Source organism: Brasilonema sennae CENA114 (assembly GCF_006968745.1).
Classification (GTDB): Bacteria; Cyanobacteriota; Cyanobacteriia; order Cyanobacteriales; family Nostocaceae; genus Brasilonema; species Brasilonema sennae.
In genome coordinates this window covers 2,749,476-2,763,673 of sequence record NZ_CP030118.1, presented here as the reverse complement: position 1 = coordinate 2,763,673, position 14,198 = coordinate 2,749,476, and the positions used below count along the sequence as shown (strand labels likewise).

Annotated in this window: 11 protein-coding genes and 1 pseudogene; 8 read left to right on the top strand and 4 right to left on the bottom strand. The window is 42.0% G+C overall.

What is annotated here, in order from left to right; translation table 11 throughout:
• The first annotated feature begins 69 nt into the window (after positions 1-69).
• The 4 genes from DP114_RS11825 (at position 70) to DP114_RS34370 (ending at position 3,009) form a co-directional block, all read left to right on the top strand.
• Positions 70-960, top strand: a complete 891-nt coding sequence (locus DP114_RS11825) for an alpha/beta fold hydrolase (RefSeq protein ID WP_171976160.1) — start codon at positions 70-72, stop codon at positions 958-960.
• A 74-nt stretch (positions 961-1,034) separates the two neighbouring features.
• Complete coding sequence (locus tag DP114_RS11820) at positions 1,035-1,592, top strand: type I restriction enzyme HsdR N-terminal domain-containing protein (RefSeq protein WP_211178600.1); 558 nt, start codon at positions 1,035-1,037, stop codon at positions 1,590-1,592.
• 371 nt (positions 1,593-1,963) lie between these two features.
• The gene (locus tag DP114_RS11815; protein ID WP_216669932.1) at positions 1,964-2,716 is read left to right on the top strand and encodes a transposase; all 753 of its coding nucleotides are present in this window, start codon (positions 1,964-1,966) and stop codon (positions 2,714-2,716) included.
• Complete coding sequence (locus DP114_RS34370) at positions 2,713-3,009, top strand: hypothetical protein (protein WP_211178817.1); 297 nt, start codon at positions 2,713-2,715, stop codon at positions 3,007-3,009. Before DP114_RS11815 ends, DP114_RS34370 begins: the two co-directional genes overlap by 4 nt.
• A 322-nt stretch (positions 3,010-3,331) precedes the next feature.
• On the opposite strand, the pseudogene DP114_RS11810 reads toward DP114_RS34370, so the two are convergent.
• Positions 3,332-3,505, bottom strand: a pseudogene (locus tag DP114_RS11810) (Uma2 family endonuclease); the annotation flags it as partial.
• A gap of 140 nt (positions 3,506-3,645) precedes the next feature.
• Here DP114_RS11810 and uvrA point away from each other — a divergent pair.
• From uvrA to DP114_RS11795, 3 genes are read left to right on the top strand one after another with little or no spacing between them, the layout of a single operon-like run.
• Positions 3,646-6,549, top strand: coding sequence for an excinuclease ABC subunit UvrA (gene uvrA / locus DP114_RS11805; RefSeq protein ID WP_171976159.1), 2,904 nt, complete (start codon positions 3,646-3,648; stop codon positions 6,547-6,549).
• 28 nt (positions 6,550-6,577) lie between these two features.
• Positions 6,578-7,771, top strand: a complete 1,194-nt coding sequence (locus DP114_RS11800) for an ATP-binding protein (protein ID WP_169266688.1) — start codon at positions 6,578-6,580, stop codon at positions 7,769-7,771.
• The gene (locus DP114_RS11795; protein ID WP_169266689.1) at positions 7,768-8,772 is read left to right on the top strand and encodes a ParA family protein; all 1,005 of its coding nucleotides are present in this window, start codon (positions 7,768-7,770) and stop codon (positions 8,770-8,772) included. The genes DP114_RS11800 and DP114_RS11795 overlap by 4 nt, the downstream gene beginning before the upstream one ends.
• A 45-nt stretch (positions 8,773-8,817) precedes the next feature.
• Here the strand turns inward: DP114_RS11795 and DP114_RS11790 are convergent, their stop codons facing one another.
• Both DP114_RS11790 and DP114_RS11785 read right to left on the bottom strand, forming a co-directional pair.
• Complete coding sequence (locus DP114_RS11790; protein ID WP_169266690.1) at positions 8,818-9,033, bottom strand: hypothetical protein; 216 nt, start codon at positions 9,031-9,033, stop codon at positions 8,818-8,820.
• A gap of 209 nt (positions 9,034-9,242) precedes the next feature.
• The gene (locus DP114_RS11785; RefSeq protein ID WP_171976158.1) at positions 9,243-9,947 is read right to left on the bottom strand and encodes a diacylglycerol/polyprenol kinase family protein; all 705 of its coding nucleotides are present in this window, start codon (positions 9,945-9,947) and stop codon (positions 9,243-9,245) included.
• A gap of 387 nt (positions 9,948-10,334) precedes the next feature.
• Here DP114_RS11785 and DP114_RS11780 point away from each other — a divergent pair, with 387 nt between their 5' ends.
• Positions 10,335-11,624, top strand: coding sequence for a Glu/Leu/Phe/Val family dehydrogenase (locus DP114_RS11780; RefSeq protein WP_171976157.1), 1,290 nt, complete (start codon positions 10,335-10,337; stop codon positions 11,622-11,624).
• Between the two features lie 64 nt (positions 11,625-11,688).
• Here the strand turns inward: DP114_RS11780 and DP114_RS11775 are convergent, their stop codons facing one another.
• Positions 11,689-13,755 carry a serine/threonine-protein kinase gene (locus DP114_RS11775; RefSeq protein ID WP_169266693.1) on the bottom strand — a complete coding sequence of 689 codons (2,067 nt, stop codon included), beginning with the start codon at positions 13,753-13,755 and terminating at the stop codon, positions 11,689-11,691.
• Positions 13,756-14,198: the final 443 nt, after the last annotated feature.

The following is a 14,198-nucleotide window of genomic DNA, read 5'->3' as shown; positions in this document are numbered from 1 at the left end:
CACGTTGTTCCTAATCCTTTGAAATTAGAGAAAATGAATATATGAGGAAAAACGTTAAGAATCTTAATAATGACTGTAACAACTCAGCAGCAAGTAACACCCAACTTTGAAAAACTCTTTTGGACTTGGCAAGGTCACAAAATCCAGTACACTGTCATGGGTACTGGACGCCCCCTTGTACTGGTTCATGGCTTTGGTGCTTCTATTGGACATTGGCGGAAAAATATCCCCGTTTTAGCAGCCAGTGGCTACCGAGTTTTTGCTCTTGACCTTTTGGGATTTGGTGGTTCTGATAAAGCTCCGTTAAATTATACTGTAGAACTGTGGGTGGAATTGCTCAAGGATTTTTGGACAGCACACATTACTGAACCTGCTGTATTTATCGGGAACTCGATTGGTGCACTTTTGAGCTTAACAGTGGTGGCGGAACATCCGGAAATAGCTGCAGGTGGCGTTTTGATTAACTGTGCAGGTGGATTAAGCCATCGATCGCACGAGTTGAACCCGCCGTTACGCATCGTGATGGGAGCTTTTAACTCTTTGGTGCGATCGCGCATCACCGGAGCACTTGTCTTCAACCGCATCCGTCAAAAAGCCCAAATTCGCCGTACTTTATACCAAGTTTATCGCAATCGGGAAGCAGTCACCGATGAATTGGTAGACTTACTATATGCTCCTTCTTGTGATCCAGGAGCGCAACAAGTTTTCACTTCTATCCTCACTGCACCTCCGGGTCCTTCTCCAATAGAACTTTTGCCCAAAGTCGCCCGCCCATTGCTGGTGATATGGGGTGCAGATGACCCTTGGACACCAATCACTGGGGCAAAGATTTACGAAAAAGCGCGGGAGAATGGCAAAAATATCCAAATTGTGCCAATTCCAGGTGCTGGACATTGTCCTCATGATGAAGTACCAGATGTTGTAAATCAGCAGATTTCGGACTGGTTATCGTCTTTGTAAATTTCAAGAGAAACTTGGTTTTCTAAAACTGAGTTTCTTGATCACTACGCCTATTTAAGTGAAATCATAAAATTATGGTTCAAACAATACAAGCAAAAGATATTAATCTTGCTCACTTAAGCGAAAAATTTGGGCTAGAACGTATAGAGGACGAACAATTTTTCCGAGACTGGCAGGATAATTTGCCTGAACTCAGTGACTTAGAAAAGCAACTTGTTGACGAAGTTAAGGGTGAGTTTTTTCATTTATCTCAATATGAAATTCTGGAACCTGTCGTTAAAATGGTTGTACTATCACCTTTATTAAAGCTGGCAGGTTTTTATCGTCCGCCTTTTTACATTACTGCTGAAAAGGGGATAGAAATTGTATCCGAAGATGAAGGCACAATCGTACGCGGGCAAATAGACATTTTGGTATTTCATCCTCCGTTTTGGATCATTACGATTGAAGCAAAACGCGCACAATACTCCCTAGAGGCAGCAATTCCTCAAGTTCTGGCATATATACTTGGCAGTCCTGATTCTAGAAAACCCGTGTTTGGTTTTCTAACCAATGGTAGGGAGTTCCAATTTCTTAAATTGACCAAGAAAGGGGTATACTCACATCTTGCACCTAACCGAACAAACCCGTAAAAGGCAAATAAGGAGTACAAAAATATAACAGAAGATGAATCAATAATTTAAGTACATAAGAGTGATAAAGAAACTTAAAGTAGCCGTAATTTTACATAAAAAGCTTCCAAAAATACAAGATGTAGGGATGACTATTTGCGTCATCCTGTAGTGCGATCGCCTACGGCGAGCGCGGAGCGCCAGCGCTAACTTTAATTTCAAAAACGGAATTTGCTTTGATAGCAGAAAATATGAGAGAAAGGGCGTGAAATATCGAATTTTTTATAGCAAGAACAATGCTTACCTACGCCCAAAAGCTAGTATACAATCTCAAAGAGTTAATGCCGACGCAATACCAAAAAGATAATCTTGATGCAATGCTGGGATGATTTTTGGAAGCGCAAGGGCATCCCTTACCTGAACACTCTCAAACCAAATCTCCGAGTGCATTGAGTCGGTTTTTAAATATCAATCCTTGGTCAACAAGGGATATGATTCGTATTGTTCGTAACCATGTATTAGAGACGAGCTTAAAGGTTTTTTCAGCAGAAGGGAAAGGACGTAAACCATTTTTACAGGTTATCATTGACCTAACGACTCTTGAAAAACGGGGTAAATTTAAAAACTTTGAGGATTTAATAAGAGTTTATAACGGTAAACGTGGTCTGCATATAGTAGTAGTTTATTTAGTTGTCGGAAAGTGGCGCATACCTTGGAACTTCCGTGTTTGGAGAGGTAAGGGTACACCTTCACCCGCTCAACTAGGACTCAGGTTAGTTAAGCGTTTACCTAAATCTTTAACTGAACGCTTTCGGGTGAATATTTTGGTTGATACGGCTTTTGGGAGCGTGGAATTTCTTCATGGTGTACGCAAGTTGAAATATCATGCGGTTACAGGTGTGGCTATTAACCGTAAATTAGTTGATGGAAGAGTTTTAAGACATTTACACAAACAGGGACAACAAGTCCGTTTGGTTGGTTTAAAGTTTCCCGTTACCGTATCTTGGTATTACTTAAAGCGCGATAAGGGCAAGCTTGAAAAACGTTTTGTCTTGTCTACTCGTCCCATTAAAGCTTCTACTCTCAAGTGGTGGGGTAAGCGTCGTTGGCAAATTGAGGGATGGTTTAAAACCGCAAAGCAATGACCCAAAGGGTCACGCTTCGCGAACGTTTTGGTTTGCACCGTTTTGGACAGGGTTCTCTCCTTGGCATGTATCGCTGGCTGATTCTTTCTCTGACTGCCTACCTCATTGCTCATTGGACTTATCTTCATATTCAGTCTGGATCACCACCTGATTGGGGTCAGGCTGCACAAACTGCCTTAGAATCAATTTTTACCCAAATAGTCGTGTCTCTTCTTTTACTTGATATTGAACGCTTAGCTCCCCTCGCACGTAGTTGTGGTTTTGACATTCATATTTCCAGGTGCAAGATGTGAGTATAGGGGTATAGGGGTGTAAGGGTGTAGGGGGGAAGAGAGGATTTTCCTTGTGGTACACCCCTGCCCCGGAATCAAAAGGGTACAAGCCCCCACCAAATCATAGATTTGGTGGTCTCCAATCAGTGGTGGGTACAAGCTCCCACTGATTGTATCCCCTACACCCTTACACCCTTACCCCCTTACACCCCTAGTTTTTGACCAAACAAGATAAACCGAAATATGCCCTATCCTACACACTGTCTCTCAATCGTGGTGATGACCTATATGTTGTTTTGCGGGCGTTGAAGCGCCTTGGTCAAACGGTCATTCAATGAAAGGTTCACACATCTGGTTCTACTCCCAAGGCACGTAGTTGAGCTACTAATCTTTCTGCTCGCTGTCGTTCCTTAGCTGCTAACTCCGAACCCCACAGCAAGAGTTCTCCTGTTTCATCCCACCAACGCAACCAATAACCCGTTCGATTTTCTCTGCTTCCCTGCCATATTCCCAAAAAAGCGTCTTGGTGATTGGCGAGGACGATTTGAAAGGAGGGAATCATCACCTAAAGCAGTACTATTGTTCTACCATAGTAAAGCTGACAATGATAACATTAAGAACTGTTTCGCCCCTACTGCTTTGTCTCAACGCGCCAATATGTCAAATAGCCAGCAGATAGCCACGTCCTTAAATGGACATCTTCCTAACTCCAGCAACAACCAAAACACAATCCGCATTCGCGGTGCGAGGCAACATAATCTCAAGAATATTGATTTGGAACTGCCACGCGATCGCCTAATTGTCTTTACTGGCGTTTCTGGTTCTGGCAAGTCTTCCCTAGCATTTGACACCATTTTCGCAGAAGGACAACGCCGCTACGTAGAATCCCTGAGCGCTTATGCACGACAATTTTTGGGACAGGTGGAAAAACCTGATGTGGAGGCGATAGAGGGTTTAAGTCCAGCGATTTCCATTGACCAAAAGTCTACTTCTCATAACCCCCGTTCTACGGTGGGGACGGTGACGGAAATTTACGATTATATGCGGTTGTTATTTGGACGGGCGGGTGAACCTCATTGTCCGATATGCGATCGCTGTATTGCTCCTCAGACGATAGATCAGATGTGCGATCGCATTTTAGAACTAAGCGATCGCACTCGTTTTCAAATCCTTGCGCCTGTCGTCCGGGGTAAAAAAGGGACTCATAAAAAGCTGTTATCAGGTTTAGCCTCCCAAGGTTTTGTCCGTGTCCGGATAAATGGCGAGGTGCGAGAACTTTCTGATGCGATTGATTTAGATAAAAATTTGACTCACACCATTGAAGTCGTCATAGACCGACTTGTGAAAAAGCCTGGTATGCAAGAGCGTTTGGTCGATTCACTTGCCACTTGCCTCAAACAGTCCAGTGGAATTGCGGTTATTGAAATTATAAAAGATACAAAAGAACAAGAACCAGGATCAGAATTGGTCTTTTCCGAAAACTTCGCTTGTCCGGAACACGGGGCGGTTATGGAAGAGTTATCACCGCGCTTGTTTTCGTTTAATTCTCCTTATGGTGCTTGTCCCCACTGTCACGGGATTGGAAGTTTAAGAAGGTTTTCAAAAGAGTTGGTGGTTCCTGATCCCAAAGCACCTGTGTATTCTGCGATCGCTCCTTGGTCGGAGAAGGAGAATTCCTATTATATAGAATTGTTGTATAAGGTAGGGCAAGAGTTTGGGTTTGAGTTGCAGACGCTGTGGTGTCAGTTGACTGAGGAACAGCGGGAGGCGATTTTGCATGGAGAGGAAACAACTGCAGAAGCACACAACAAGCATAACTCAGGGTTTAAAGGAGTGCTGCCTATGTTGCAAAGGCAGTATGATGGAGCATCAGAGTTAATTAAGCAAAAGTTAGAGCAGTATTTGATTGACCAGCCGTGTCCCGTGTGTAAAGGGAAGCGGTTGAAACCAGAGGCGTTGGCGGTGCGCTTGGGACAATACGGAATTTTGGAGCTGACTGGTACTTCAATTCGCGAGTGTCGGGAGAGAATTGATCACTTGGAGTTGAGTAAACGTCAGATGCAAATTGCAGATTTGGTGTTGCGGGAAATTAGAGCACGATTGCAATTTCTGTTGGATGTCGGGTTAGATTATCTCACGCTTGACCGTCCGGCGATGACCCTTTCGGGTGGGGAAGCACAACGAATTCGTCTGGCTACTCAAATTGGTTCTGGGTTGACTGGGGTTTTATACGTTTTGGATGAACCGAGTATTGGTTTGCATCAAAGAGATAATGGGCGATTGCTGAAAACTTTAACAAAATTGAGGGATTTGGGTAATACGTTGATTGTGGTAGAGCATGATGAAGAAACGATTCGTGCTGCTAACCACATTGTTGATATTGGTCCTCACGCAGGTATTCATGGCGGAAATATTGTTGCTCAAGGTGACTTGCAAGCATTACTGGAATCTGAAGAATCGCTGACAGGTGCATATTTGTCAGGACGACGGATGATTACAACTCCGGCTGAACGCAGAGATGGAAATGGACGCAGTTTAGTTATCAAAAATGCTCGTCGCAATAACCTAAAGAATGTAGATGTCGAAATACCTTTAGGTAAACTTGTTGCTGTAACTGGTGTTTCTGGTTCTGGAAAATCTACCTTAATTAATGAGTTACTTTACCCTGCACTGCAACATCAACTGACGCGCAAAGTTCCATTTCCCAAAGAAATAGATGCAATTGAGGGATTAGATACTATTGATAAAGCTATTGTCGTTGACCAATCACCTATTGGTAGAACACCACGTTCTAACACAGCAACTTATACAGGGGTTTTTGATATTATTCGTGATGTCTTTACACAAACAATTGAAGCAAAAGCAAGAGGTTATAAAGCGGGACAATTTTCCTTCAACGTCAAAGGTGGACGCTGCGAAGCTTGCAGTGGTCAAGGTGTGAATGTTATTGAAATGAACTTTTTGCCGGATGTTTATGTACAATGTGAAGTTTGCAAAGGGGCAAGATATAACCGCGAAACTTTGCAGGTGAAGTACAAAGACAAATCTATTTCTGATGTTCTCAACATGACAGTTGAGGAAGCTTTAGAGTTTTTTACAAACATTCCCAAAGCCGCGAGTAAACTGCAAACTTTGGTTGATGTTGGCTTGGGATACATTCATCTTGGACAACCAGCAACAACTTTATCTGGTGGGGAAGCACAGCGGGTGAAATTAGCAACAGAACTTTCTCGCCGCGCGACAGGTAAGACACTTTATTTAATAGATGAACCCACCACAGGTTTATCTTTTTATGATGTCCATAAGTTATTAGATGTGTTACAACGTTTGGTGGATAAAGGGAATTCAATTTTAGTGATTGAACACAATTTAGATGTGATTCGTTGTGCTGATTGGTTAATAGATTTGGGACCAGAAGGCGGAGATAAAGGAGGAGAGGTGATTGCTGTAGGCACGCCAGAGGAAGTGGCCCAGAATTCTCGGTCGTATACTGGGGAGTATGTTAAGCAGGTTTTGCAGCACTATCGGGCACAGACAAGTAATATGAAGAATATAGAGTGAGGCTAGCGAGATTTGAAAGGATGGATAAATGAATGATGAGGAGTTGGAAGTTCTCCTGAGTGACTTGGAATCAGACCGAGTAGAACGCAAGGCTTCGATATCTGACAAAGGAAAGCTTTGTGACGCTATTTGTGCATTTGCAAACGATTTGCCGAACCACCAAAAACCAGGAGTTTTATTTATTGGTGTTAACGATAATGGCAGTTGCGCCAACCTTCACATAGACGATAAGCTTTTGCTTACACTTTCGAGTTTGCGCTCGGATGGGAACATCTTGCCTTTCCCATCTATGATTGTTCAGAAGCGAACTATCTGTAGATGTGAACTAGCAGTTGTGATTGTGGAACCATCGGATGCTCCACCTGTACGTTTTAATGGACGTGTTTGTGTACGGGTTGGTCCTCGCAGGGCTACTGCTACAGCTGAGGAAGAGCGTCGTTTAGCAGAGAAAAGACGCTCAAAGGATTTACCTTTCGATCTTCGATCCATAGCATTCGCTAGTTTGGATGACCTAGATTTAGATTTATTTCGTCGAGTTTATTTGCCCTCATCCTTAGCCATCGAAGTTCTTGAAGAAAATCAACGTTCGGTTGAGCAACAACTTACAGCATTGAGATTTGCGACAGTTGAGCCGTTGCTCAAACCAACTATCTTGGGTGTACTGGTGATAGGTAATGATCCAAGACAATTTGTTCCTTGTGCTTATGTTCAGTTTCTTCGTATTGATGGGAGTGAGTTAACTGACCCAATTAAAGACCAAAAAGAAATAGGCGGTCCACTTCCTGATTTACTGCGGATGCTAGATGAAACTTTTCAGGCTCATATCTCAGTGGCGACAGATATCACTGCTAGTGCTGTTGAAATTCGGCAGCCTGATTACCCGATAGTTGCTCTGCAACAACTGGCAAGAAATGCTGTCATGCACCGTACATTTGAAGGGACAAATGCGCCAGTCAGAATTACTTGGTTCAATGACCGCATCGAAATTCAAAATCCAGGCGGGCCTTTTGGTCAGGTAAATAGGCAAAACTTTGGACAACCAGCCATAACAGATTATCGAAATCCTCACCTCGCCGAAGCGATGAAAAATCTTGGCTATGTTCAACGCTTTGGGGTAGGAATTCAACTTGCACGTCAGCAACTTCAAAAGAACGGTAACCCGCCACTGGAGTTTGTGGTTGAAGATAGCTATGTGCTAGCCATGCTTAGGAGAAGACCATGAATACTACAACTATTGCTTTCTTCAATAATAAAGGTGGTGTTGGTAAAACCTCCTTAGTGTATCACCTGGCATGGATGTATTGTAATTTAGGCTATCGGGTAGTTGCCGTTGATTTAGACCCCCAAGCAAATCTTACTGCTGGCTTTATTGACGAGGAACGCTTGGAAGAACTTTGGCCAGATGGCAATCATCCAAACACTGTCTTTGGTTGTGTTCAGCCTTTAATTAGAGCCATTGGTGATATTGCTGAGCCACACTTGGAATATGTTGATAATCAGCAGTCGCTTCTGCTTAGTAAGCTAGCACTTCTAGTAGGTGACCTGTCGCTTTCGGGTTTTGAGGATCAGCTTTCAGAAGTGTGGCCAAAATGCATGGATGGTGATGAGCGTGCTTTTCGTGTCATATCTGCTTTTTGGAGAATGATGCAGAAGACAGCCTTAGTCCACAAAGCTGATGTAATTCTGATGGACTTAGGACCAAACCTAGGGGCGATCAATCGTGCTGCGCTGATTGCAGCGGATTACGTTGTTGTACCTCTTTCACCAGATTTATTCTCTTTGCAAGGCTTACGCAACCTTGGTCCCACATTACGACGCTGGCGAAAAAATTGGAAAGACCGACTTCCCCGAAACCCGGCGGATGATGTATTGTTGCCGAAGGGTCGTATGCAACCTGTTGGTTACGTTGTTTTACAGCACTCAGTGCGATTAGATCGTCCAGTAAAGGCATATAATCGTTGGATTGCCCGCATCCCAAAAGTTTACCGAGACGCTGTATTAAATGAGCCTGGGGACGACAACACCTCTGTAGAAAACGATCCTAATTGTCTAGCTTTGCTCAAAAACTACCAAAGCCTAATGCCGATGGCTCAGGAGGTTCGCAAGCCTATGTTTTATTTGAAACCGGCTGATGGTGCTATTGGAGCTCATACTAAGGCTGTAAAAAATGTTTATCGTGATTTTGAGATGTTGGCTCGCAAAATAGCAGAACGAACACAGTAACAATTTGATGAAGCTCTTTACTAGCTTGCCTTAATGGAACAAGCATTAAGGCAAGCTGGACTGTCTGACTTCGGCAATGTCTGACTCAGTGATATTGCTACCCCGCCACAGCCCTCTCAAAGACTTTCGCGGTTTGGATCCAACAGTTCTCAATTCCCTTTCAATTTGGGGCGCAACTTGCGAAATCAAGCGCACTTTATCTACTAAGGAAAGCTGCTTTATCAATTCTAAAGCTTCCTCTAGAGTTACTGCTTTCTGCATTATAATTACCTGCGTTGTCACTTACCTTTTTTCAACGCTTAAACATTATGTATTTGCAATTTTCTTATACCATATTTATTCTTATCATGAAAATTAAACTATTCATTCCTTGGCTTTGCTAGGGAATGACACAATCACGTTTTTTAGATCCTTGAATTTTTCGCCTATGCAGGTAAATTATGTTTACATAGCCAAACAGTTTGGATTAGTTAAACAAAACTTGCTGCCACAATAACTGCCACTGGAATGAGGATGTTATCAATCTCTTTTGGACTACATCCTTCAACTATTGTGGCAATAAATGCCAGCAATAAAATCCTGATAATATTTAGTTGACTTGGTATGATAAGCCAAACAAAAAAGACGCTGGCGGCGAAAGCAAAAACAAACATCGAAAAGCTTCCTTCCCAGCTTTTGTTACTAAGAATTGTGTATTTGAGTTTGCCATATTTCGAGCCAATTATCGGTGCAACACCATCGCCCCAGCCAAGAGTTGTCATTGCGACAATTCCAGGAAAAGTTTTATACAGTAGTGTCCCGCAAAGAGTTGCCACAATAACGAAATAAAGCGGTCCTTTGAGGAGTTCACGCCTGTCACCCGTGCGAGTCATAGTATTAACAGCTTGATCATCTGGTTGGGCAAATAGCCCTTTGTATACAAGAAGGACTATCCACACCACAAAAATCGTCACATTCAAATACTTCGACCAATGTAAATTACTGTAAAGAGGCAAAAATCCAATAACCGATCCAGCACCAATATGTGTAATTTTACGGCTAATATCTTGCGGTAGTCCAAACTTGGTTACAAAAATATTCAATAGTGCTACCAGCCCGAACACATAAACAAACGTTAGCGCTGTTGCTATCAAATTTCCTAGTAGCGGACTGACACCTAAAGCAGTAAACAACATAGACTCAGCACCCAGGACTTAAACACGACAAATTCCTCTTCTAAAGTAGAGTAGCTGTGTTGATGGTGGTGAGTCTATAACTTGATAAAAAATAATCACCTCATCCGCAATACTCTGTGCACCCACAGCTAACTACTTTTGAGAATTAGTATAAACTTTGGTTGCAGCAGTTCGACTTTTAGCTTGACATGATGTTCTCTGCTTTGCATTGTTGCATACAAGCTAAGCAAAAGTAAAACTGTAACGAAATTTACCAAATTCCGTTTTTTTCGAGAAAATAAAGCTATGCTAGCCATACACATCTGATTCACAGCATCTTTGCGAATCAGAAAAACTCTAAGCTTTCACAGTCTTCGCACTTCTTAACTGCGAAGAGGAGAAAATGTTATGCTTTCATCATCTCTACCTCGGTTGGAGCAGGAGTCTCCAGCGTATATTTGCCCATATGACCAAGCCTGTAGCTACCTAGAAGCAGCGGCAAAAGAATTGCAGCTAGACGAAGGTATTTTGGAGGTTCTCAGTCATCCCCGTAAAGTTGTCACGGTTTCGATTCCTGTGAAACGGGATAATGGACAAGTGCAAGTTCTTGCTGGACATCGGGTACAACACTGCGATATTTTAGGTCCTTACAAAGGTGGTACTCGTTACCACCCAGCCGTGACACTGCGAGAAGTTTCAGCCCTGGCAATGCTGATGACTTGGAAATGTGCACTCTTGGGAATTCCTTATGGTGGTGCCAAAGGAGGTATTGCCATAGATCCAAAACTCTACAGCGTTGGTGAATTAGAACGCATTACTCGTCGTTATACTAGCGAACTGATTAAAGATATCGGCCCTGCTGTAGACATCCCAGCACCAGATATGGGAACTTCTGCGCGTGAAATGGCTTGGATGATGGATACCTACTCAGTCAATGTCGGTCACGCCGTACCTGGGGTTGTGACTGGTAAACCCATTTCCATCGGTGGTTCGCGGGGACGGGAAATGGCGACTGGACGCGGTGTTATGTTTATTGTCCGCGAGGCGCTGACAGACAAAGGTCAGTCACTGGTGGGAGCTAGAATAGCTATCCAAGGTTTCGGCAATGTTGGGAGTGCAGCGGCTTTATTACTACACGAAGCCGGAGCAAAAGTGATAGCTGTTTCGACTGGTTCTGGGGGAATTTTTTGTGAAGATGGTTTAGATATCCCAGCTTTAAAAGCTTATGCTGCTGAGAGGCGCAAGAGCATTGTTGGTTTTGGGCAAGCAACACCAATTAGCAACGCAGACTTACTAACTTTGCCCTGCGATGTCTTAATTCCCGCTGCTTTGGAAAACCAGATTACTGAAGACAATGCCAATCAAATACAAGCCAAGATCATCGCAGAGGCGGCTAATGGTCCAGTGACTCTCGTGGCAAACCAAGCACTTGAGGCAAGAGGTGTGATGGTGCTACCAGATATCTTGGCAAATGCTGGCGGTGTTGTTGTGAGTTATCTGGAGTGGGTACAAGGTCTTTCTTATGTCTTTTGGGATGAAGAGCGCGTTAATAAGGAATTGGAACAGTTAATGGTGCAAGCATACCGCCAAGTTATGCAACAATCACTACATAGGCAAATTCCTCTAAGACTCGCAGCTTACACGCTGGGTGTTGGTCGTGTGGCTCAAGCGCTTGGCGATCGCGGTCTTTACCCATGACCACAATCTCTCAAATAAGTTAACAATCCTAGTCTACTAACGCTGGGATTCTAGATTGTTTTTTTTAATTTTTGGGTAATTGGTCGCGAGGAAATCCAAGTTCAACGGCTTTATTATATGATTCTTGTGCTTCTGCTTTTTTTCCTAAACTCTGTAAGACATCTCCTCGATTAGCCCAAACATATTTGTCTTTTGGTTGAAGCTCTTTAGCTTTGTCTAATGCTGCCAGTGCCTCATTGTAGCGTTTTAGTTCTGAGAGTGCTATTCCTTTGGACAGCCAGGCAGGAGAGAAGTCATTTTTTTTTGCGATCGCTTTGTCTAATGATTGTAAAGCTTCTTCATGCTTCTGAAAGCGCTGTGTTAGTAAAACTCCACGACCATACCAAGGTTGATAAGCATCCGGACGAATTTCACTGGCTCTATTAAAAGCTAGAAGAGCTTCTTGAGGGTTTTCTCCACTTAGGATATTGCCTTTACCGATTAGAGCTTCATAGAAATTTTTATCGACGTCCAGTGCTTTCTGATAAGAAACAAGCGCATCTTGAGGACGAATTAACTTTTGCAAGATAAAGCCTTGATCAGTCCAAGCAATTGGATCTTGTGGATGTTGTTTGAGAAAAGCTTCAAAAGCTCCCAACGCTTCTTCAAAGTATGGCTTGGCTGCGTTTGGACCTTCTACGATTTCTATTGCAAAACCAATTTCCTGCCAAGCATATGGTATGTCTGGTCTGATTTGCTTCATTTTCTCGAAGGCATCTTTTGCTTCTTTTTTCTTTCCTAAGCCAAAATAAGCTACTCCTTTTCCACTCCAAGCATCGACATCATTCTCGTTTTGTCTTAGTACCTTTTCATGAGCATCTAGGGCTTCTTGATATCTCCCTAATTTAGAGAGAACTTTCCCTTTGTTATTTAACGCTTTGATGTAATTTGGTTGAATATTGAGGGCTTTTTCATAATATCCTAACGCTCCCAATAAGCGTCCCGAGCTCAAAAGAGCATCTCCTCGTCCTCTCCAACCTTCAGCAGAATATGGTTGGATGTCTGTAACCTTTTGAAATTCGTTATTAGCTTTTTCTGGTTGACGTAAATTCAGGAAAGTATCACCTTGATGCAAGTAATATAAAGGGCGGATAAATGGATTAATCAATTCTATGACAATTAGGATAATTCCAGCTGCTCCTAGAGCAATCAAAAGGTACCATAGCTTGAACAAACTCCCTGATTCATATGGTCTTGCCGTGAACTCAGATAATTGTGACGACTCAATTTCTGTATTCGTTGTAAAATCGTTGTAATTAATATGTTCATTGACAACTGTTATTTGTTCAAGATCTCGGAAAATTTCGTCTACATATTGATAACGCTCATCAGGGTTTGAGTCAACCATTTTTGTTAAAATGGAAGCTAACAAATGATCGACATTAAACTCATCAGACCATATTATTTGGTCTTGAATATCACGTCTTAAATGTTTTGGGTGTATTCCCGTCAACAGCTGAATTGCTGTCATCCCTAAACCATATATGTCGCTGTTATAGCCTGGTTTTCCTGCCAATTGTTCTCGTGGAGCATATCCAGGAGTGCCAATCATGGTTTGAGTTGTATATAACTGTTGCTGAGGTGATGGATATCTAGGATCTAATTGTTTTACCGCACCAAAATCAATCAAGACAAATTTACTATCTTCCTTCCTGAGCATGATGTTAGAAGGTTTGACATCACGATGAATAATATTTATTCGATGGAGATATCTCAAAATTTCCAGTATTTCTCGTATAAAAGTAATAACCCTGTCCCTAGGCCATTTGTTATCAAGCAGATTCTGCAATGATTTACCTTCTATATATTCTTGAACTAAATAATAACTTTCCTCTTCCTCAAAGTAATCAAAATATTTTGGAATTTGTTGGTTTTGTTGTAGTAAATGAAAAAGAGCGTTTGCCTCTCTTTTAAATAATATTTTTGCTGTTTCAATATCAGCATTCTGAGGATCGAGTTTTTTAATGACACACGGAGAATTGGATGCCTGAGTATCTTCAGCAAGATAGGTTATACCAAAACCCCCTCGAGCTATTTCTCTGACAATCTTGTAGCGTCCACCCAATATTTTTTTTCCCCTTGTTGTCTTCATATCATTAAGTTTTGAGTTTTTGAATAATGTCTATGTAACAAAACCTGGTAGACAGAATTAAGAATATGTGCATCTGTTAACGAATAATAACCTTCCTATACAATCTTGGATTTTGGTGAATCTCCTTATACCTCCTGAACTAACACGACAACACTTTGACTGTATGCTTTTACTCTTTATACAAAAAACAATCAGGTTAAGGAATCGTGACCTAATTATTTTTTAATCAAAGGTAAAAAGAAACCTTTTACTTTATCTTTACTTTCTATTTATCTTCTACTTCATAACTTATGGCTTATACAAGGATTTGAGCTACGGCACTTAGTAAAATTTTATTATGCCTTTAGTAGAAATAAACAACCAATGTGCTAAATAAATTTTAAATCATCATAACTAGTGTTTTATATTTTAATGCTACATAGTTATATCATGGCAACGAAAAT